Annotated in this window: 12 protein-coding genes and 1 tRNA gene; 5 read left to right on the forward strand and 8 right to left on the reverse strand. The window is 57.2% G+C overall.

Translation table 11 applies throughout. The features are described from left to right. Positions 1–42: 42 nt before the first annotated feature. Positions 43–363: a hypothetical protein gene (locus BM029_RS16200; RefSeq protein WP_170851102.1), complete on the reverse strand. Its 321-nt coding sequence runs from the start codon at positions 361–363 to the stop codon at positions 43–45. On the opposite strand from BM029_RS16200, the gene rpoD reads away from it, so the two are divergent. After that, a complete protein-coding gene (gene rpoD / locus BM029_RS16205; protein WP_092413759.1) occupies positions 320–2,557 on the forward strand; it encodes an RNA polymerase sigma factor RpoD in 2,238 nt (745 codons plus the stop codon). The genes BM029_RS16200 and rpoD overlap by 44 nt on opposite strands. A gap of 182 nt (positions 2,558–2,739) precedes the next feature. Continuing rightward, positions 2,740–2,818, forward strand: a tRNA-Ile gene (locus tag BM029_RS16210). Between the two features lie 324 nt (positions 2,819–3,142). Here the strand turns inward: BM029_RS16210 and BM029_RS16215 are convergent. Next, on the reverse strand, positions 3,143–8,323 hold the full coding sequence (locus BM029_RS16215; RefSeq protein WP_092437726.1) for an autotransporter outer membrane beta-barrel domain-containing protein: 5,181 nt from the start codon (positions 8,321–8,323) through the stop codon (positions 3,143–3,145). A gap of 678 nt (positions 8,324–9,001) precedes the next feature. Next, positions 9,002–10,996, reverse strand: a complete 1,995-nt coding sequence (locus BM029_RS16220; protein ID WP_092437728.1) for a sensor domain-containing diguanylate cyclase — start codon at positions 10,994–10,996, stop codon at positions 9,002–9,004. Positions 10,997–11,594: 598 nt separating this feature from the next. Between BM029_RS16220 and BM029_RS16230 the strand changes: the two genes are divergently transcribed. Beyond that, on the forward strand, positions 11,595–12,581 hold the full coding sequence (locus tag BM029_RS16230; protein ID WP_092437732.1) for a cyanophycinase: 987 nt from the start codon (positions 11,595–11,597) through the stop codon (positions 12,579–12,581). A gap of 627 nt (positions 12,582–13,208) precedes the next feature. Next, positions 13,209–14,117, forward strand: a complete 909-nt coding sequence (locus tag BM029_RS16240; RefSeq protein WP_092437736.1) for a c-type cytochrome — start codon at positions 13,209–13,211, stop codon at positions 14,115–14,117. 248 nt (positions 14,118–14,365) lie between these two features. On the opposite strand, the gene BM029_RS16245 is transcribed toward BM029_RS16240, so the two are convergent. From BM029_RS16245 to BM029_RS16260, 4 genes are all read right to left on the reverse strand, one after another. After that, a complete protein-coding gene (locus tag BM029_RS16245) occupies positions 14,366–15,859 on the reverse strand; it encodes an NCS1 family nucleobase:cation symporter-1 (protein ID WP_244545088.1) in 1,494 nt (497 codons plus the stop codon). Positions 15,860–16,068: 209 nt separating this feature from the next. After that, positions 16,069–16,569 (reverse strand): nuclear transport factor 2 family protein, encoded by a 501-nt coding sequence (locus tag BM029_RS16250; protein ID WP_092437740.1) that lies wholly within the window; start codon positions 16,567–16,569, stop codon positions 16,069–16,071. Between the two features lie 214 nt (positions 16,570–16,783). Continuing rightward, positions 16,784–17,710: a hypothetical protein gene (locus BM029_RS16255; RefSeq protein WP_211482490.1), complete on the reverse strand. Its 927-nt coding sequence runs from the start codon at positions 17,708–17,710 to the stop codon at positions 16,784–16,786. Positions 17,711–18,689: 979 nt separating this feature from the next. After that, entirely contained in the window at positions 18,690–19,670 is a 981-nt protein-coding gene (locus tag BM029_RS16260) for a hypothetical protein (protein WP_092437742.1), read from the reverse strand. A gap of 254 nt (positions 19,671–19,924) precedes the next feature. Here BM029_RS16260 and BM029_RS16265 point away from each other — a divergent pair, with 254 nt between their 5' ends. Next, positions 19,925–22,624, forward strand: coding sequence for a DNA translocase FtsK (locus BM029_RS16265; RefSeq protein ID WP_092437744.1), 2,700 nt, complete (start codon positions 19,925–19,927; stop codon positions 22,622–22,624). Positions 22,625–22,679: 55 nt separating this feature from the next. Here BM029_RS16265 and BM029_RS16270 read toward each other — a convergent pair. After that, positions 22,680–23,039, reverse strand: a 360-nt coding sequence (locus BM029_RS16270; RefSeq protein WP_139217264.1) for an autotransporter domain-containing protein, incomplete at its 5' end; no start/stop codon positions are given.

The following is a 23,039-nucleotide window of genomic DNA, read 5'->3' on the forward strand; positions in this document are numbered from 1 at the left end:
CAAAATTCAACGGACAGAGTACAGGCAGCTGCTGCACGCAAATCAGTGTAACCAATTGGTATTTAATTCCATGACGAATGCAATGAAGAGACCAGCGAAACCCCTGACACTTTCTGTAAAAAATACGAAGCCGGCAGCAGCCAAGGCCAAAACAAGCAGCTCTTCCTCAATCGCGAAATCCGCCGTTAAAAAAACGGCAGCTTCACCCAAAACAACAGTGAAGCCCGTTAGCAAGAAGGTAGTTTCTAAAGCAACTGCAACGACCACGAATGCATCAAGAGCTGTTGCAAAACCAGTATCTGTGAAATCGAAAGCCCCTGTGACAAACAAGAAACCACAACTCAAAGTCGTCAAATCATCCAAAAACGTAGCGGCGGCTCCAGTTAAAGCCGACGTCAGCGTGATGATTGGATCAGGCGTAAGTCAAACCACGGATGCCGCAACATTGGCGGCGATTGATACTTCCGGCTATATCTTGCCGTCGGTGAAGGTACCGGGACGTCGTGGCCGCAAGCCAAAAGAATTCCAGCCGGAAAACGACGAAGTCGCGGCACTCAACGCCGTCGAGCGCGCTGAACTGAAAGCGGTCGACAAGGCCAAGGCGAAAGATCGCAAAGCCAAGGAAAAGGCCTTGCTGAAAGACGCCTTCTCGTCCGACACCGAAGCTAGCGAAGAAGAACTCGAAGCCCGCCGTCAAAAGCTCAAGACCCTGATCAAGATGGGTAAAGAGCGCGGCTTCCTGACCTTCGCCGAAATCAACGATCACCTGCCTGAAAACATTATCGATCCGGAAGCCATTGAAGGCATCATCGGTACTTTCAGCGACATGGGTATCGCCGTTTCCGAACAAGCGCCAGACGCAGAGACTTTGCTGCTGTCCGATAACGTTGCCACCGTCGCCAGCGACGACGATGCAGAAGCTGCGGCGGAAGCTGCGCTGTCTACCGTCGACTCAGACTTCGGCCGCACCACCGATCCGGTCCGCATGTACATGCGTGAAATGGGTTCGGTCGAACTGCTGACACGCGAAGGCGAAATCGAAATCGCCAAGCGTATCGAAGATGGCTTGAAAGACATGATCCAGGCAATTTCCGCCTGCCCGACAACCATCGCCGAGATTTTGCTGGCTGCCGACAAGATCGGCAAGGACGAGATCAAGATTGACGAAATCGTCGATGGCCTGGTCGATCCTAACCAGACTGACGAAGCCGCAACCGCCAGTGCAGCAGTAGTTGCCACCGACGACGACAGCGAAGAAGACGAAGAAGAGGAAGAGGAAGCCGAGGAAGAAGATGACGCCAGCTCAACCTCTGGCGCTGCCGGCTTCTCGGCTGAACAACTTGAACAATTGAAGCGCGATGCACTCGGCAAGTTCGAGACCATCTCGACGCAATTCGACAAGATGCGCAAAGCTTTCGAAAAAGAAGGCTACAACTCGAAGCCTTACGTCAAGGCACAGGAAATCATCTCGAATGAATTGCTGGGGATTCGCTTTACTGCAAAAGTCGTCGAAAAATTGTGCGACACCCTGCGCGGCCAGGTCGATGAAGTCCGTCAGATCGAGCGCCAGATCCTTGACGTCGCGGTGAACAAGTGCGGCATGCCGCGCCCGCATTTCATCAAGGTTTTCCCAGGCAACGAAACCAATCTCGACTGGGTCGACGGCGAAGTCAACGGCAACCATGCATACAGCACCGTGCTTGGCCGTAACGTCCCTGCAGTGAAAGAGTTGCAGCAACGCCTGATCGACTTGCAAGCACGCGTCGTGTTGCCGTTGCCGGATCTGCGCGGCATCAACAAGAAGATGGGCGCCGGCGAGCGGAAAGCACGCATGGCCAAGCGCGAGATGACCGAAGCCAACTTGCGTCTGGTGATCTCGATCGCGAAAAAATACACCAACCGTGGTTTGCAATTCCTGGATTTGATCCAGGAAGGCAATATCGGTTTGATGAAAGCAGTCGACAAGTTCGAATATCGCCGCGGCTATAAATTCTCGACCTATGCAACATGGTGGATCCGTCAGGCCATCACCCGTTCGATCGCCGATCAGGCCCGCACCATCCGTATTCCGGTGCACATGATCGAAACGATCAACAAGATGAACCGCATCTCGCGCCAGATCTTGCAGGAAACCGGCGCCGAGCCGGACCCAGCGACTCTCGCGATCAAGATGGAAATGCCGGAAGACAAAATCCGCAAGATCATGAAGATCGCCAAAGAACCGATTTCGATGGAAACACCGATCGGCGACGACGACGATTCCCACCTGGGTGACTTCATCGAGGATAACAACACGCTGGCGCCGGCAGATGCGGCTTTGCATGCATCGATGCGCGGTGTGGTGAAAGATATCCTGGACTCGCTGACCCCACGTGAAGCGAAGGTATTGCGGATGCGTTTCGGCATTGAAATGTCGACCGACCATACATTGGAAGAAGTCGGCAAGCAATTCGACGTGACGCGTGAGCGGATTCGTCAAATAGAAGCGAAAGCGCTACGCAAGCTGCGCCATCCATCGCGTTCCGACAAGCTGAAGAGCTTCCTCGAAGGTAATTAAGATTATTCGTGAATCATTCAGTGTTTTTGAATGCTTTTTGAATGATTCACGATAATTCAACTACCTTTCATTCAGGTATTTTTCTATAATACGGAATTGATTTTAAGATGCTGTAGTGCGGTCAAGCGGATATGTACTCTGCAGACACCGTGAGCATGACAACTACAGCGCCCTAAGGAATTGGGCCCCTAGCTCATGCTTGGTTAGAGCAGCGGACTCATAATCCGTTGGTGCCCAGTTCGACTCTGGGGGGGCCCACCATATAAAACAAAGGGTTACAGGCAATTACGCTTGTAACCCTTTTTTATTTCCGACTTCGTTCATCGCTCCATGTAACCGCTGTGTAACCCGATTTGAGGAATAGTCGGCTTTTTCCGGGCAGCATAGCGCGCATGAAAAAACTCGCACGCGCTAAATGCAGCAATTACCATCACGATTAACATTGGCGTTGGTGACTAGCCTATGTCAAAGAGATGCGCTGAGTCATTGCTGACTAGCGGCAAGTACAGCTAGAAGACTTAAGGTACTCCCGGATGAGGCGGTGCAGACGGTGTTGCAGCAGACCGGTTTCCCAAAGCAAGGTGACTACCACAGCACCCGCAAGCCAAAACTGCCCTGTACCGAATTACTCACGCGAGACTCGCCGCCCGAAGCCCACAGCTTGCCGACCTCCCCGTACAGGCTGGTTGTGCTGTTGAGCGCCACCGTCAAGCCAGCGGCAAGTTCGCTGGACGCGCTGCCTGTGCTGCTGCGGATATTGGTGGTCGCCGCAGGCCCGATGAAGCGTGCGACATCAGTACCCCCTGACGATCGATAGACATTGAATCTTGCGTATGGCTGCAAGGTACCGGCACCAGTGGTGATCTCGCCCTTTATCCGCACACCAGCGCGCAACAGCCAGCTGTTATCGGTGTTCTGCTGCACCAGGGCCCCGATGATTGACACGTCGTCCAGGCTCAGGTGCTGCTGCACGAGTTGCAACTGCGGCTCGAGCTTCCAGTGCTCTGCGATGGCAATGGATTGGCCGACCTCAACCGAGGTCAGCACACTGCTACCCTTGCCCGAAGCACTGGCGTTGTTTGACGGGTTGACGCTGTAGCGGTGGCGTCCCGCTTGTAGCACGGCATCCAGATAGAAACCGGAGGTGCCGCTGTAGGTAACGTAACCGCCCAGGTACTGGTTGTGCAAGTCATTGCTACCAACAGCCAGATTGTCGACACCACTGGCAAAGCCGTTGACGCCCATGTCGCCATCGAGTTGGCCGACATACAAACCGGCGCGCCAGTCGGTGCTGGCAAAGAGGTCGGTGCCAGCCTGGAAACCCGTGAGCCGGCCGTTGCTGGCCGGGCTAACGGTGCCGCCTTGGCGGATATGCAGATCGGTGGACAGGATACGGCCCCAGGCGTGGCGTTCACCGTTCGCGGCGGAGCTGCCCGAGCTCTTCGGATCGTCGTCGCCGATACGCTGATGAAGGTTGCCCAGCATGGCCAGGTTACTTTGGCGCAGTTGCTCGGGTAGTGCCGCGTACAAAGGGACTTCCTGGCGGTAAGTTGGCAGCGTGGCCGGAGGCGCTGGCGGATCGACTGGCACCGCCACGGTAGTGCTGGAACGCAGGTACCAGTTCTGACCAGCGCCGTTGGCGTCAGCCGCGTACAGGCGGTATTCATAGGCGCCGGCATTGACTTGGCCGCCAGCCAAGCTGAAGGCGTCTTTGGTGGTTTGTGCGGTGGTGGTGGCGCCATTGAGGGCGCTGACGAGAGTGATGCCGTTGCCGGTGGTCAGCGCGCCAAGGCCACCCAGGTTGGTGATCTGCACCGAGGTATTGCCGCTGGCCACGGCGCTCGGACCGTTCAGTACGAGCTGGTCACTCACGCTGGCGCTGCTGCCCAACGCTGTACCCAGGCGCAACACGCCGTTGTTGCCGACGTAGGCGCCGTTCACGGTGAGAGTGGTGCCCGGTGTTGTACCTGGCAAGGAAACAGTCCCGCTGTTGGCTAGCGACGCCACGCTTTGGCTGAAGCCTGCGAGGTCAAGGGTGGCGCCTGCGGCTACGCTGAGCGCCGAGCTTGCGCTGAAGGTGTTGGTCCCACCGGCCTTCAGCGTGCCTTGGGCCACGTTAGTAGCGCCGGTGTAGGTGTTGGCGCCCGATAGCGTCAGCGTGCCCGTACCCTGCTTCGTAATGAAGCCGGCGCCGCTGATCGCACCGCTCAAGGTCGCAGCGAACGCGCCGGTGTCGATGACAGAGTCGGACTGGCCGGTTAGATGAATCGCATTGGCAATGCTCAGGCCATCGGCGCTGAAGCCCAGCGTGGTGTCGTCATCCATCGCCAGTGTGCCAGTGCCCAGCGCGCTGCTGCTACCCAGGTTGAGGCGGCCCTGATGCAGGGCCGTGCCGCCGGCGTAGGTGCTGGCACCGGGCAGCGTCAATGTAGCGCTGCCAATTTTGACTATCGACCCGGCTCCCGAAATGACCCCGCCGTATGTACCGCCGTTTACCGTCACGCTACCGTTGCCCAGAGCTAGATTGCCATTGCCGTTCAAGTCGCTCAGAGCTATCTGGAAACCGTTCACGTCGAGTTGCCCGTTATTCAAGACCAGGCTACCAGTGCCGAGTGCGACAATATTTCCCAAGGTGATCGTACCCCCATTCAGGGCCGTACCACCGCTGTAGGTGTTGGCATTGGACAGCGTCAGATTGGCTGTGCCGCCCTTGGTCAGGCTGCCGATTCCGGAGACAACGCTATTCAACGTCAGGTCGTGACTTCCCGCCACAGTGAGGCCTCCATTGAGGACTACGGCATTATTCAACGCTAGCGGAATATTATTGTCGATGGTTGCGGCGCCGCCGACAGTCAGGGGGCCGGTGCTGAGCGCTGCGCTGTTGCCTAATATCAGAGTGCCGGAATTGATGGCGGTGCCCCCGGTGTATGTATTGCCGCCGGTTAGGGTCGCGGCGCCCGAGCCTTGCTTGACCAATCCGCCTGTGCCGCCGATAACGCCTCCGAAGGTCTGGTTAGTGGCATCGCCGAAGGTCAACGTGTTGGCGCCCAAGTTCACGGTGCTGCCGGCGACGCCGGCCAGGGAGCCGATGGTCTGGTTGCCTGCCGCAGAGATATCAAAGCTGGCGCTGGCGCCGGCCACGTTCACCGCAACGGTCGGTGCTAGGCTGCCGCCAGCGCCCAGGGCCAGCGTACCGGCATTGATGGTGGCGCCGCCGCTAAAGGTATTCGCGCCGGTCAGGGTTTCAGTACCGCTTCCTTGCTTGACCAATCCACCTGTGCCGCCGATGACGCCACCGAAGGTTTGATTAGTCGCATCGCCAAAGGTCAGCGTGTTGCCGCCCAAGGCTACGGTGCTGCCGGCGACACCGGCCAGGGAGCCGATGGTCTGGTTGCCTGCCGCAGAGATATCAAAATTGGCGCTGGCGCTGGCGCCGGCGACATTCACTGCGCCGCTAGTCGTCAGGCTGCCGCCCGCGCCCAAGGCCAGCGTGCCGGCATTGATGATGGCGCCTCCGCTAAAGGTATTCGCGCCGGTCAGGGTTTCAGTACCGCTTCCTTGCTTGACCAATCCACCTGTGCCGCCGATGACGCCGCCAAAGGTCTGGTTAGTGGCGTCGCCGAAGGTCAAGGTATTCGCCCCCAGAGCCACGGTACTGCCGGCGACACCGGCCAGGGAGCCGATGGTCTGGTTGCCTGCCGCAGAGATATCAAAATTGGCGCTGGCGCCGGCGACATTCACTCCGCCTGTAGCCGCCAGGCTGCCGCCCGCGCCCAGGGCCAGCGTGCCGGCATTGATGGTGGCGCCGCCGCTAAAGGTATTCGCACCGGTCAGGGTTTCGGTACCGCTTCCTTGCTTGACCAATCCGCCTGTGCCGCCGATGACGCCGCCGAAGGTTTGGTTAGTGGCATCGCCGAAGGTCAACGTGTTGGCGCCCAAGGCCACGGTGCTGCCGGCGATACCGGCCAGGGAGCCGATGGTCTGGTTGCCTGCCGCAGAGATATCAAAGCCAGCGCTGGCGCCGGCTACATTCACTGCGCCTGTAGCCGCCAGGCTGCCGCCCGCGCCCAAGGCCAGCGTGCCGGCATTGATCGTGGTGCCGCCTGTATACGTATTCGCTGCCGTCAGGGTGGTGGTCGCGGCGCCGTTCTTGATCAGTCCGCCGGCGCCGGAAATCGCGCCGCTCAAGCCCAGATTATTGCTGCCGCTCAGGCTCAGGTTGGTGCCGCTCGCCAGTGTGATGGTGTTGCCGAGAGTCAGGCCGGTGCTGGTGTCCAGCGTTGCCGAGCCGCCGACCGCGAGCGTGCCGCTGCCGATGGCCGAGGCATTGCCCAGCACCAGTCCGCCGCCGTTCAGGTTGGTGTTGCCGCTATAAGTGTTGGCGCCATTCAGCGTCAGTATGCCGGCATCGTTCTTGGTCAGTCCGCCGGCGCCGCTGATCACGCCCGACAGGGTGAGGCCGTTGGCGCCCTGGACCGTAAGGCCGGCGCCCTGCAAGCCGATATTGTTGGCGACATTGAGGCCGCCGGCGCTGGCCTGGATGGCGCCGCCGTTGGCCGAGATCGCCCCGGTGCCAAACGAAGCCGAATTGTCGAAAGTCGCCAGTCCGCCGTTCAGCGTCGCGTCCTGGAATGTCTGCGCACCGCTCAAGGTCCAGCTGCCGCTGTTCATGCCCAAGTGCTGGAAGTTGATGTAGGTGCCGCTTGTGATTGTGCCGGCACCGGCTGTTCCGCTGCCGGTGCCCGTCGCTGCGTTCTGCAACAGCAGGGTATTGTTGCCGCCGGCACCGCCGTCGATCGTCCCGGTGGCGGCAAAGCCGAGGTTCAGGCCGGCCACACTCAGCAGGTTGAGGCCGAGGCTGCCACCGGCGCTGACCGTGGAACCGGTCACCGCGGTAAAGGTATTGGTGCTGGCCGCACCCATCGAGACGCTGCCGTTGATGGCGCCGGCATTGATAAAGGTGTTGCCGGTGCCGGGCGTGCCGGAAGCCTCGAACGCCACCCGGCCGTTGATGGTGCCGCTGCTGGTGTTGACAAAGTTGACCTGGCCGCCGCCATAGGCGGCCACCACCGGTGCATCCGATGCCAGCACAGAGACTCCCAGCAAGGGGGTGCTGCCGATGCTGCCGCTGTTGGACAGATTACTGACACCGCCGGTGCCGTTCTGTACCGCCAGGGCGACGCCGTTCAGGTTGCTCAGGCTGACCCCGAGCAGGCCGGTGGTGCCTTTCATGGTGCCGCTGTTATTGACGGTGACCGTGCTGGCGGCAGCGTTGCCGATCACGGTGCCGGTCGAGAGCAGGCTGCCGATGCCGAGCAGCGAGGGATCGATGGTGCCGCCATTATTCAGGGTGACGTTGCTGCCGGTCAGGGTCATCGCGTTGCCGAGCAGGCCCAGCAGCACGCCGGCGCTGGCGCCGGTATTCACGTTGACGGTCAGGTTATTGGCGGCGCTGCTGTATGAGGGCGCCAGCAGGTTGGCGGCGCCGCTGCAGGTGACCGTGGCGCCGTCGGCCGGATTGGCCGGCGTGCAATTAGCCCATGCTGCCGAACTGTTCAAGGCAAAAAAACCGCTGATCGCCAATGCAAGCAATGCGGGCAGGCGCCGCAGCTGCGAGGCATCGGTGCCGTAACCGGACAGGTCGCCGACCAAGGCGGTCGACAGTAGCAGGTTCGAGGCCCACTTACCATTGGTCTTGGCAAGCTCCGACGTCACCACCTGCGCACCTTGCGTTTTGCTCCATACCAAACGATAAGTATTGTTCATGAGCCCTCAGCGGAAATGCAAAAAAATAACGGGAAAGACACCTTTTAGTCCAGAACGGGGCCGTCGCGCAGACAATTGAGAGAAAAATGAGGAGTTGTCTCAGCCTGACTTCCGACAAATCATGCTTGATGCGAAGGCAGTATTTTTTTATCGTTACTGTAGGTTCGACCGCCCGCCAACATAGCGGACGAAATCAAAGTACGGATACTCATGCCCCCCAACAGTTTCGACAGGGGCAGCGAGGTCCGTAGATTAATTATTAATATCTATAACCATTATGTCCTTACATTTTCTTGATTCGCAACAACTTTCTATCGACAGCATTTGTACGCCAACGTGCTGAGCGTGTTGAAGATGTGCTGACCGGCAGCTTTAGGGCAGATGTACGTATTTGGCATTCACCTAGGTCACATGCCAATCGACCAAAATTTCATCTGGTCATTTTTGCGCTAAACGTCAGCTTCCAGTAATCGCGAATGTCGCAAACTCGGCCAATCGCGAATGCCCCAGTCGATTTTCACGTTTCGTGAACTGCCCCCATCAGCGCGGCCGCCGCCAGCATCAGCTTATCGAACGGTGATGACCAGCGCATGCTGGCCCCTGACGTTTTCCCGGACGACATCTAGCCTCACTTGGGAATTCCCAAGTGACCCGCCATACATTGAAAGTTGCGTAGAATCAATACTGGCCTGTCGTGAACGGCGGGAGTCGGCCACTAGTGGCCGTTCGGATAGCGGGGGGCAATTCCTGTTGAGGATCCATATTTTTTTGTAGACGCTCATCAAGCTGTTGCTCATAAAACCGGAATTGCCCACTGCCCTCGGCTTTTGCAGAATACATTGCCAAATCCGCATTCCTGAGAAGTGTTTCTGCATCGTGCCCATCGCGGGGAAACAGGCTGATCCCGATAGACGCATTGATTACATATTTACGTCCTGAGATATTAAACGGTGCGCGAAATTCCTGATTAATGCGAGTTGCCACCTGGGCTGCTTCATCTTGATTGGCGACAGCATCCAACAATACCGTGAACTCATCTCCTCCAAGCCGAACTACCCTGTCACCCGGCCTCAATATTGACTTAAAACGCGTCGCCGCAGCCTGTAGCATTGCATCTCCGGCGGAATGGCCCAATGTATCATTGATAATCTTGAATTTATCCAGGTCGATAAATAGCAGTGCAAATATCGTGTCGCTATTTCTTGCCTGGTTCAGTGCCGCGGGCAGAAAATTCATCAACCAGTGACGATTAGGAAGCGACGTCAGTGCATCCATATTCGCCATGCTCAAAAGCACCTGCTCGTACGCTTTCGTCTCAGAAATATCCCGAACCGTCATCGCCAAGCTTTGCCCAGAGCGGACCAGCCTTCGAGACATCCAAGTGACGTGCGATGAACCGGGATGTTGGATCTTGAATTCGTCTTCGTAATAGCCGGTTTCCATCGCACTCCGAAAAATGGTCATTACATGCTCCGCGTGCTGGCCAAAATACAGGTCGGAAAACGTTACTCCGGCAAGTTCTTTTTTTGTTTGGCCGACCAAGGCAGCACCACGTTCATTGCAATCTTTCACCACAAAATCGACCACGTCATGGCGTTGGCCGTAGAGCGCACGCACCATGTAAAACCCTTCATGTGCACCGTCGACGGCCAAACGGTATGTATTTTTCACCTCCTCCGCCTGATGCTTTCTCCATGCAAGCCTCGACGAAAAGAAGATACCCGTCACAGCTAGCACAAGCAAGAACGCGCTCCCCGCAATGGCAATGTTGCGATAATTGTCTGCTCTTGCATGATATGCGGCAAACATTTCTACTTCGGACAGGCCAACAAAAGCAAGCAGCGGGTAGTCATTAAGTTTCCGCCAAGCGATGATACGAGGCTCGCTGTCCACAAATTTTTCTTTTGGCATGCGAGTGACACCACTGCTCGACGCAAATATCGGAGGGGAGCGAAAAATTGAAGGCAGCGCCCGGATACGTTCGCCCATTTTTGCTGCCAGTACGACGCCGTCCATATCCCGTACTGACACACAATCGCTGACACCTAGGCTGGACTCGGCGTTAAACGATGCAAGATAGGTCGGCTCGACATCGACTACGACAATCCCGTCAAATGCGCCATTGAGCGCTTCCAGCCTTCGCGTAAAACGGATGACCTTTTTCCCTGAACGACGCCCAATGCTCGGTTTGTTGATAAGCAAGCTCTTGGTCAAGTTCGATTTTTGGGCTTGGAAATAATCCTTGTCGGCGACATTTTGAGCGTCAGTCCTATCTAATGTACTCGTGACGACCGCTCCGTTGCGATCGATGACGGTTACATAAAGTTGCGCAGACCGTGGATAAAGTCCTTGTTGCAACTGGTCTTCAAGCTTGAGCGCGCCATGCGTCGTCTGCAAGGCGTATTTGACACTACGCGTTATTTGGTCGATTTGATCAAGCGAGCGGGACAACTGTTCTGTATAGGCCTTTGAGAGATGAGTGGCTTCCCGGAGCGCATTTTTCTCAACTTCAGCTTTATCACGTCCGATTTTCGCCAGAGTTACCCCCCACGTCAAAGCACCCAAGAGGATACAGACCAGAGGCCAGCAAAGGATCACGCCGATATTTCCCCTAAGAAACGCAAGGCGTTGGGTTCCTCGGGTCAGACGCTTACCTAGACTGCTGTCGGTCATGGCGCGGCATTTACCTTATAAAGGCAATTGGAGAAAAACAGCGGCAGACGCCATGTCGCGCAACTGACTGCCAGGCATTGGGCGCCCTACATTTAATGAGCTGGCCAGATGATTAGCGTTAACGGAATCTGGCAGAAAATATTACCATAATGTAATTTATGTGGGTGAATTTTACTGCGAGGATAGCCGGCGTGTCAGACCACGGCAGAGAAAGATGGCCGACGCGAAGTGCCATTGCTATGCGAGTGCTTCTCAGGCAGACTGGGCTGACCGCCTGATTTGGCGCGTATCGGTCTTGGGAAATTTAGTGGAAGATTCGCGCTAAAAATAACCGACAATATTTCCACGAGTGGGGAGATGACGATGAAATATCTTGATATTCACGCTGACAAAGCCGTGTTGAAATTCGTCGGGGGCCTAGCCCTGGCAACCATGGGGTTGCTTATGGCGGCATCGCCAACAGCCAGTGCCGCTAACAAAACCAAACTCAGCGTTTATACCACCGGGACGCCAGCTGTCGGCTTACCCTGCACGCCTTCGACTCCGTCAGCCGTTCTCATGGGGGGGCGGCACGGATGTCAGTCAGGCCTACACCTGGATGATCAATAAGGCCAACTGTGGAGGCACGCCGACACAGTTAGGCAACGTTGTCGTTTTGCGGGCTACCGGAAACGGTGACTACGACAAGTACATCTACAAGCTCGGTCCCGTCGCTGCAGTCCAGACGCTGGTCATTCCGGATCGTGCTTCTGCCAACGACGCCAGATTGAACAGCTACATCCAGAACGCCGCCGTCATATGGATCGCGGCAGGTGACCAGAGCGTTTATTACGCTCAGTGGAAGGGAACTCTACTGGAAAATCTGATCCAGCAACAAATCAGGAACAAGAACGTCCCATTTGGCGGCACGAGTGCAGGCCTCATGATGTTGGGTAACTTTAACTATGTGGGAGGGGCGACCTACTCGGTCACCTCGGCTGAAGCCCTTGCCAACCCATACAACACCTACATGAATCTCCAGAAGGACTTTTGGTCGGCCAACATGCCTTCAGTGGTTCTTGGCAGTGCGCCCCTGCCGGTATTGCTCAATACAGTGACCGATTCACATTTCAACACTCGTGACCGCATGGGACGCACACTTGCTTTCATGGCCCGCAACGTTGCTGACGGATGGGTATCTCCTGCCGCAGCGACGATTACCAACGAGCATGCTATCGCCGTGGATGAGCAGACAGCACTCCTTCTCGAGACGGAGCCTGTTACGGGTGACGTCCAGGCCTCTATCGTCACCAATCCGAAAGTTACGGGCTACGCGTATTTCATGAACACGGTTTCCCCGCCCATGTGCGATGCGACAAGCACGGTTGCGACCAAGGCGCTTGACAACTCCTGCTCCGGAACATTTACGATGACCAATACACCTGTTAATCGCCTGACAGGAACTTCGATACGCTCGGCAAACTTGTTCGACCTGAGCGCCTGGAAAGCGACAACCAATGCCGACACAGCCAATTTTCGGTCATATTCCATTGACGTCAATCACCGTACATTGAACTCGACCGGCAACGGCGGCAGCATCTACTAAGGCCGGGCTGTAGTGCCTGACGCGTTTCTGATCCAGTGTGCGGGAATTCATTGGCCTACTCGTGCACTTGGCAAAGGGTTGCCCTTTGCGAGATTTTAGAAATTGAACAAGAGCAGTGAAAATCGGCGGCCCGGTTCAGAAATACGTCAGCATCCACCGGTTGAATCCACGGGGCAAACTCGGCCTGCAGCGAATGCCTCCATTCGATCTTCCCATTTCGTGAACTGCCGCCATCAGCGCGACCACCGCCAGCATCAGCTTGCCGGGTGGTGGCAACGAGCATGCTTGCGCCAAAAGTTTTCCCGGATGGTACGTGAAAGAGTAATTGCTGCGACGTCGCATTCCCGCATTGGGTTAACTGGGCTGACCGATAACAACCGGCAAATCGCGACCGGTCACCTCTAAGTAATGTTTGCAAACCAAAAAATATCGACTATGTTGATTGCATGCTGGTGCCGTCAGCCGCGAGCTGACCGGCGATCCTGCCGGCTGGCAAGCGCAGCACACCGACGTGACCAGCACCGGGGGCCACAAGCCTAAACTGCGCCTGCAACTCAAGATGGTCGCCGGCCTGATCGCGCACAAGGTTTCGGGCGCGTCATGCCCCAGTTCCACAAAGGAGATCGCATGACAACAACCAGGCGGTGGCTCAAGCGCAGTGCCATCGCGCTCGTGGTGCTGGTCGCGCTGGCGGCGGCCGCGCTCTTTGCCGGCGACCAGCTAGCCCGGCACAAGATGCAGCGCAAGGTCGAGGTGGCGCTGAAGACAGCGGTGCCCTTCCGCGACGACGCGGCGGCCGTCGAGCGTGGGCGTTACCTCTTCGCATCGCGCGGCTGCGTCGAGTGCCACGGCGCCAAAGGCAACGGTCACATGTTCCTCGACGACGGCAAGGGCATGCGCATCGCCGGTCCCAACATTAGCCCCGGCGCGGGCAGCGTGGTGGCCGGCTTCACGCCGGAAGACTGGGACCGCGCAATCCGCCATGGCGTCGGCCCGAAGAACCGGGTGCTGCTGGTAATGCCGAGCGAAGACTACAACCGCCTCACCGACGACGACCTCGCTTCGCTGGTCGGCTACATCCGCCATCTGGAGCCTGCAGCGGGCGGCGGTGCCGTGATCGACCTACCGTTGCCGGTGCGCGCCTTCTACGGCTTCGGTCTGATGCACGACGCCGCGAGCAAGATCGACCACTCGCTGCCGTCCGCGCAGCCAGTGCTCGCCGATGTGAGTGTGACGCACGGCGCCTACGTGGCCAACATGTGCCTGGGCTGCCACGGCGTCAAGCTCAACGGCGGCAAGATCCCCGGCGGTCCGCCCGACTGGCCCGCCGCGGCCAACCTGACGCCGGGCGAAGGCACGGCGATGGTCCGCTATGCCGATGCCGACGCCTTCGCACGCCTCTTCAAGACCGGCAACCGCCCCGACGGCACGCCGGTGAAGGTCATGCCCTTCGGATCCCTGAGCCAGATGAACGACATCGACGTGCGCGCCCTCTTCCTGTACTTGAAGAGCCTGCCGTCGACACCCAAGGGCTAGGAGTCTGCGCGGCAAAAGCTGTGCGCCCAAACAAGTGGCAGTTTCAGGGTTTTCGCGAGCCAGGACAGACGACGCGGACTCCAATCAGTTTGCCGGGTGACGCCAACGAGCATGCTGGCCCCTAATGGCATTCGCGGGCAGGGTTCCTATCTGAAAAGCGGGCTTGATGCTCTGGACGACTAGCGAATGACCCTGTCCCGTTGTGATCTGTCATTACTCAAGACAGACCGAAGGATCGGAGGCTTTCCTCAGCTGCGGTGCGCGTTCTTCATCATCCCGTAGTAGATTGCAGCGCCCGCCACGGCGCCGATTAACCAGCCGAAGTTGTTCTCCGGCAGAACCTTGAACAGTTGGGTACACAGCTCCCAGCCGATGGAGAGGAACCCGGAGATCGCCAGCGAAGCGAGGCCAACCTTGTTCCAGCCGCCATCGTAGTAGAAGCGCCCCTCTGGCGACATCGTGTAGAGTTCGGCGGTATTGACGATCTCCTTCTTCAGCAGGTAGTAGTCGGCCACCATGACGCCGTAGAGGGGGGCGAGTACCGCGCCGAAGATGCTGACGAAGATGGTGATCGCCTTCGGGCTGTCGACGAAAATCCAGGGGCACACCATCGCGGCGAGGACCGAGGCGATCAAGCCGCCCTTCTTGAAGTCGACGTGCTTCGGGAACAGGTTGGCGATGTCGTAGGCGGGCGAGACGAAGTTGGCCACGATGTTGATGCCCATGGTGGCGATGATGAAGGTCACGCTGCCGATGAAGACGGCGACCTTGTTGTCTATCTTGGAGACGATCTCCACCGGATCCATGATCATGTGCCCGAACACCTTCACGCTTCCGGACGTCACGATTACGACGATGATCGCAAACAGAATGAAGTTCACGGGCAGGCCGAGAAAGTTGCCGATCTTCATCTGCCGCTCGCTCTTGCCGAAGCGCGAGAAGTCGCCGAAGTTCAACAGCAATGCGGCGAAATAGCTGACCACCAGCAGAATGGCGCTGCCCATCGCGGTGAACGATTCGGCGCCAGTCAGCACATTGTCGCCCAAGGTGAGGTTCAGCGATCCGATGCCAGCTTGCGACAGGATCCACCCCATCAGCACGAACATCACCACGTACACCGCGGGGCCGCAGAAGTCGATGAACTTGCGGATCGTCTCCATGCCGCGCTGGAAGATCATGAGCTGGAAGAACCACATGAACAGAAAGCTGATCCAGCCCAGCATGTCTAGCCGCAGAAAACTCGAATCGCGCAGCACCGCCGCTCCTGGCGCGAAAAGCAGGATCAGGATCGCAACTGCCTTCGAGGCGAAATAGGTCTGCACCCCGTACCAGACGACGCCCACGACGCCGCGGATGATGGCCGCGAGGTTGGCGCCCATGACGCCCATGCTGACCCGTGCCATGACCGGGAACGGAATGCCGTGGACCAGGCTCGGCTTGCCGATCCAGTTCATAAGGATGAAGACCAGCACGATGCCGACCGTGAGCGCGATTAGCACTTGCCAACCCGACAGGCCAAGTAGGAACAGGCTGGCGGCGAAGGTATAGCCTCCCACGCTATGCACATCCGACATCCACATCGCGAAGATGCTGTAGCCGGTCCAGGTGCGTTTCTCCTTCGAGACCGGCGCGAGGTCTTCGTTGTAAAGGCGTGGATCGGCGCCCGGTATCACATGGTCCGAATCGAATTGTCCGGGCGGCAGGCGACCGTCAGCGACTGTGGTAGCGACGTTTGACATCATCGTCTCCTTTTGGTTTGTCGATCATGATGCAACATGTTATGACTGGCCAGCTAAGAGCTGGGTCAGATTGATTGCAGGTTGCTCGATAACATCGTTTGAACCAAACCTATCCGGTTGATTTAACCTTGAGACGGACATTAAATAGATTCGACGCATCTCTCGGCCTCCAACTGGCGCGGTCTCAAGTTGTTGGAGTTGACTTCACGGGATCATTCCCTTCCGGTCGGCCTCACTGGAATCGGCATTGTATGACTTGGTTTGGAGACGTAGCGAGCCATCAACTGGTGCGGGGTTTGGCGCCAGATGTCGATCAAATAGAGTGTGGAGGTGACAATCTTACCCTTCACGACTCGCCGACTGTCGAGAAGAAAACTCACGACAGCGATGTCGTTGAACTCGCGTGCGGACAGGTTGCGCACGCTGGCCGCCTTGATGGGGCTGCGCTGCTCGCCTTGCAACCAATCAGCGGCCGAAGTCTCATCTACGTCGACTGCGGATCGAACCTCGAAGCCGTCGCCCAACATTTGGAGTACAGCGTCCCGGTTTCCGTCCTTCAGCGAGTCGAGCAGGTCGCGTTCAAGGGCCAGATATGTCGACACGCTGCGAGTTGCCGAGCCAGACTCTGGGCCGCGAACGCCTGGTGGCAACTGAGGCTGGGACAGCGCATCGAGGGAAATGCAGGCGAGAATTACAATCAGCATTTTTCGCATCGAAAACCTCAATCTCAATTGGGTGAAAATGCGATAGCCAGGGCAGTAATCGGACCATGGCCGCAAATCGCCCGAACGTCGCTAAAAAAATAACGCGATAGATCAATCACTTAGATGAAGCGCCTTAAGATATCAAGAATGTCGCCGGGTGTTCGAGAACAGCTCGAACAGCCCCACTGCACTTTATTTACCAAAGCCGATTAGTCAGGGTGACTCATTTGCCAGATAGACAGCCCTTCTGTCCGGAAGCGTTGGGGTAGCCGGTGCCCGCCGTATAGGCCGCATTCGACCATTCGCCTTGAATCTTCCAGCTGATGTTGTTCGTAAAAGCTACGAGCGGGGCACCGAAGGTCCATGCGCACTTGTCGCCGTTTTCGGAGCCGCTACTGTCATACCACGTACCCAAAGATGGATCGGTGCGCGCCTCGGACAACTCGTGACCTGAAACGTTTGCAAGCGCGGCTAAGCCTTGAGAATGCTGACCCGAGGTATCCTGTGGGTCGCAGCCACTGTCACCATCGAGATTCCAGAAGAAGGCGAACTGGACTGGCACGCCGCCGCAGGTTCCCTCGCTATGGTAGGCACAGTAGTTGGCGTTACCGCGCTTCACATCGCTGTATACCGAATAGTAGCCATTACCCGATGGATCGGGCGAAATCCGTTTACACACTTCGGCGAGGATCGTGGACGTTCTGTTTCCCCCCGAGGCAGTTGTCGTATCGACGATATGTCCAGCGTATGTCGTGCCCGGCCCCACTTTTCCGTTCGATCCGCTGTACTCGTCGGTGGTGTGAGCATAGTTCGACAGGCTAAATCCGGTGTACCAAGCCTCCAATCCAGTGATCTTGTCGCCGACAAACGTACTGTTTGCCCAGCTCGCACCCCAAAAAATGTTCTGCATGATGGCTGTCGTCATGACCTTGCCGCCGTGATTCGTCATAAGTGGTTTGCTTGTGCGACTGGCCTGCAAGTTGCCGGAGAACTCACGCGACCAGTGAATGCCGAGCATCGGCGGCTCGCCGCGAAGCGTCAGATCCTGCACCTTCGGATCGTAGGGACTGGTCATATCAACGTCGCGTGCATGGACAAGGCCCGCGAACGCTTGAGCGACAAGCGTGGCCATCAGCAATTTGCGTAGCATATGTTTCTCCTGTTTGATCCAAGATCCACGGAGGCTAGACTCCGGCCGTTTTCAAGCCTAATTTTCTTTATATTTTTGAGAGCCGAGATGCCCTCGCACGCGTCATTTGAGTTCACTTCTCGAACGGATTGCAAAGTAGGCGTTCCAGGCGCAAACCGTCGGAATATGTCCAATGTGTCTTGAAAGCTAGTACTGGTGCAGATTTCGCCGGAAAACAGATGTTTTCCGGCACAGTGCCATATCGTCAAACTTCAGTCGATTTGAGGCTGAAAAGTGTACGGAAAACCATGTCGAAATTGCTTGTCATACCGGAGCTTTGTCAAACGGGTTTTCGGCACATTATTTTTGGCGAACTAGAGAAATTCCGCCGGCTTGAGCTTATAACCTCTAGGAGAGAATGTTTTTTGTTTTGTAACAACCGGCTTGACTTGGTATATAACCTTCAGTGAATTGGCTCCCAGACGTTATTCGATTCCTCATACAGGTTGACCAGCAACGATTGAAAACAACCGTCTTTTGAACCATATCAGCGCCGTCATATTCAGGCTGACCAAAGGGCGTTCATGGCCGTCATTGCCGCCGTGCATTACCGCCCCTGCACTCCTACGGCAGCGTGTAAGCGCTGGCACGTGTTGAAAATATAGTTTAAGAATACCTATTTAACAACCCGATTTGATTTGATTGTTAGCTCACAGTCATAATCTCCCGTCTTTGGCAAATGTGCGTCCTTCGCTGTTCCCTCGGGTTCTTCAATCACGGTTACTTTACATGCCATGCGGGAAGAATAGACGCAGGTAAGCTACGACCAAAATAGCGCGGATAGAAGGCATCGGTAACGCGACAATTAGCTCGACGGTGACCTCGAAACTGGCAAGGCGTCATTTAATACTAACGACATGCCAAGCGGCGGTCGATTCGATCTCAGTTTGTCATCGTCGATACAAGCGCGCTTGGTCAGTTAACAAACAGTCGCACCAATTCAATACAGCTGCTGACCTGAGGTAAAAACATTCGGGCGTGGCGCCAGCTTGAACAGTGACAAGATAAGGTCAACGGCTGAACCATTGAACGCGGCATACAGCGCGGCCTGTTTTTCTCCCCATGCATCCCAACGCTGCCATAGCTGCAAATGCTGTTGCCGCATCTGCTTCTCCCAGGCGGCATCCAGAGCTTGCTCGTGCCGGATCCAGTCTTTCAGTTCTGCGGTTTGCTGTGGGGGTGGGCGCGGGCCAAGGATTTGCTCAGTGCTCACACAAAATGCGCCATACAAATCATCCATTTGGCGCTGTTCGCTGTCGGTCCAGAAATCAGACCGGGCTTGCTCTCCAGTCAAATACGCCGCGGCGCCACACAGCCGTCCCATTTGCTCGACGTCAATCCTCTGCAAAGGAGTAGCGAAAGAGGCGAGCAAATCCTCCAGATGCCGGCCGTCCTCTTCGTCAGCAGCGCCTGTCTCCATAGGGGTATCCGGTTCAAGCGTGGGCCACTCGCTGTCGTCAATCGCAAGGCCGGCGAGTTCTTTGTCGTGCAATGCTTTAAGTCGTGCCGCGAAACCCATCAACGGTTCCGTAGCGCAATATTGAGCAATGCCCCATTGCGCATCATGCAGCAGCCAATGGGCGTAACGTTGCGAGACTGTGCCGAGGTCCACCCCTACCGGGATGGCTTCGATCAGGCCTATTGCCTGCGCACGTGCGCTGATTTTTCCTTCCGACTGGCGCAGCCAGCATAGAACGTCGATGACTACCGCAAGCGTCCCGGGCATGCCAAGTTCGTCGCTAAAGCGGTGTTTGCCCCCTGCCGCGCAATCCGAGGGTTGGTTGTCCGGGCCAAGTTCGGCCTCGCGCAAACGCGCCAGGCAACGCTCCTTCTGCGCCGGATCCGCCGCGAAGCTGATCCAGCCGCCGGCTATCGCTTGTGTTCCGAGTGAAGTCATACGCGATGAGTTCTTCTCATCCATATCATTCCCCTTGTCGCCGTTGCCATCTTTGCCACGCTAAGTATGCTCGCAGTTCTGGCAATGCACTACTGTCCGGTACGCAACACCTGAAGCTTTTTCGGTTAATATCACCTACTTTGATTTCAGGACGTCCCGCCTACCCCGTCGGGCTTCCTTCGCTCCGGGCAGCGGATCCGGCTTGTGTCGATCCTGCCGTATCGCGATTAGCATAAGCCTCCAGATTGCCGGACATCGATTTTTCGTTGAATTTGAGTATGCATATAGCAGTTTTCAGTTGGTTCGGATGGTCTTTACTTTGGTTTACTCCTTTGCTTGTACGCGTGTTTAAAGCGCGCCATTCGGGGATAAACCCGCTCCGCGGCCCGGGATCGATCCGTTTGTGGCTGGGTACGTTCCTGTTACTTTGCAGCAGCAGTGCATTGGAAGCCATGCTGCGCACACACGAATCGACGCCACCCGACGGCGTTCGGCTGGGTTACGCGCTGGCACATGGTTTCATGGGCGTGCTGGGCACTTTCGGCAGCGTATTTGTGTTGATGGCAATCGGCGTCCTGGCGCTCTCGTGGCTGTTCGGGAATGAATGGTTGAAATCGGTCGTGCCCAAAAGCACTCTGCTGCAACATATTTTTCCTGCAAACAAACAGCAGTCCGATACCCCGCGCGAACAGCGGATAGCGCCAGTCGTCACGCCTGTCCACTCAGCACCCAGACTGGCAAGATCGCGCGAAAGTATCGCGGTACCGCCGCGCAGCAGAAAATCCTGGCAATTGCCGTCAAGCTCGGATCTCCCCGAAATTCCTGGAAGGCAGCAAAAGCAACAAACGCCCCCGGCTAAGCGGGTTGAGGTAAAAATCAGCGCCAGAAGCATGGCGGAATGGGCCACGGTTGAACAGATCATTCCGACGCCGGCAATGCGTGCGCGCGCAAATATGGCGCAACAGGCGCGCAATGCAAGCTCGGCGCACAAAGATGCCATGCACATGCGTCTGACCGAGCGTATCCAGACTCGGGCCGCACCGCGGACAACAACCATCAGCACGCGTCCCGGCCCCATTTCCACATCTGCTTCAATAGTAGCTGCGACCGGCCTTGCTCAAGCAACGGCAGCCGTCACTTCGATACCAGGCAAAACCGTTCCCGAGCGGCCGGTAACGCTTGCGAGCGCACCGGCCGGCGTATCAAATACGACAGCGCCGACGCCAGCGGCAGCGCCACCTGCTGCTGCCAATCCTGTTTCTCCAATCAATATCATCCATCCGGAAGCAATCACATCTGATCTTGCAGCCACATGCCCACAGTTTCGCGCGGTGCCGGCTTCATCATCAGCTGAGATTACTACCGCCTATCCTGTAACAGATAAAATGGATACCGTTGTTGTACAAGCAGTATTGCCGTCGCCGATTTCAAACGAAGTACCGGCATGGCCTGCGAACGATAACGAAGCTGATTTCTCGTTCCACCCGCTGCACGAAGTGCGCATTGATTTGCCCGGGCTCGACTTGCTGGATCCGGCGGTCAACGAACTGATCGACATTCCGCTTGAACGCCTGGCCGAAACCGGCTTGCTGATCGAACAGCGCCTGAAGGAATTCAAGGTGCCGGTGACCGTGCTGGGCGCCGACGCCGGGCCGGTGATTACACGCTTCGAGGTGGAGCCGGCACTGGGCGTGCGCGGCAGCCAGATTGTCGGTCTGATGAAGGATTTGTCGCGCGCATTGGGCCTGACGTCCATCCGGGTGGTGGAAACCATTCCCGGAAAAACCTGCATGGGTCTTGAGTTGCCCAATCCAAAACGGCAGATGATTCGCTTGTCGGAAATTCTGGAATCGCCAGCCTATCAGGATTCCGCATCGCACTTGACGCTGGCCCTGGGTAAAGACATCACCGGCGCTCCGGTGGTCGCCGACCTGGCGCGGGCGCCGCATATGCTGGTGGCCGGCACTACCGGCTCCGGTAAATCGGTGGCCATCAATGCGATGATTTTGTCGCTGCTGTATAAAGCTACGCCGGAAGAAGTACGCCTGATCATGATCGATCCCAAGATGCTGGAACTCTCGGTATACGAGGGCATTCCACATCTGCTGGCGCCGGTGGTCACGGACATGAAACTGGCCTCCAATGCGCTGACCTGGTGCGTGGCCGAGATGGATAAACGTTACCGTCTCATGTCTGCACTCGGCGTGCGTAACGTGGCGGGATTCAACCAGAAAATCCGCGATGGCGAAATGCGCGGCAAGAAAGTCAGCAATCCATTCTCGCTTACTCCGGATGCACCCGAACCACTCTCTACCCTGCCGCTGATCGTCGTGATCATCGACGAACTGGCGGATCTGATGATGGTAACTGGCAAGAAGATCGAAGAACTGATCGCGCGCCTGGCGCAGAAAGCCCGGGCGGCTGGCATTCACTTGATTTTGGCTACGCAACGCCCTTCGGTCGATGTCATCACCGGACTGATCAAAGCCAATATCCCGACCCGGGTGGCATTCCAGGTATCGTCGAAAATCGATTCCAGGACCATCCTCGACCAGATGGGCGCCGAAGCCTTGCTCGGCCACGGCGACATGCTTTTCCTGCCGCCAGGGTCCGGCTACCCGCAGCGGGTTCATGGGGCCTTTGTCTCGGATGCAGAAGTACATCGGGTAGTCGAGCACTTGAAACAGTTTGGCGAACCTGAATACGAAGAAGCGATTTTGGCCGGCGTGCCTGCTGAGGGAGCCAGCACAGACCTGCTCGGTGATAGCCAGGATGTCGAGGCCGATCCGCTGTACGACGAGGCCGTGGCTTTCGTCGTGCGCACCCGGCGCGCCTCGATTTCATCGGTACAACGGCAATTCCGCGTCGGCTACAATCGTGCCGCCCGTTTGGTCGAGCAAATGGAAGCCGCGGGGATTGTTTCTTCGGTGGCTACCAACGGTAGTCGTGAGGTACTGACGCCGGTGCAAGCGGAATAAAACAATGGGTACGTAGGATGGGCACGGAGTGTCCATCCTACAGAAGCACAGCCGATCAATCAAATTTGTAGCGCAGCCCCAGCGACAGCACATTGTTACCCAGGCCGCCGTCGCCTAGCTGCGCATCGTAGTTGAGATACCAGCCCCAGCGCTTGTCCACCGCCGTATTCAATCCCAGCCCGACCCAGCCGGCATTGCGCGACAAGCCGATCCCCTGCACCGTAAATCCCGCCGCCGGCGCACCCACATACGCCGCCCTGAAATCCAGGCTGCCCGCCGTGAACGCATGCTGCCAGGCTGCATACGCCTGTATTACGCTCAAACCTCCCGACCATTGGACACTGCTGGCGCCACGCAAACCCAGCAAGCCTGCCGTTTGCTGATACGCCTGGCTGTCCGCCGTCAGTCCGAACAC

The sequence above is a fragment of the Collimonas sp. OK607 genome (assembly GCF_900111995.1).
GTDB lineage: Bacteria > Pseudomonadota > Gammaproteobacteria > Burkholderiales > Burkholderiaceae_D > Collimonas.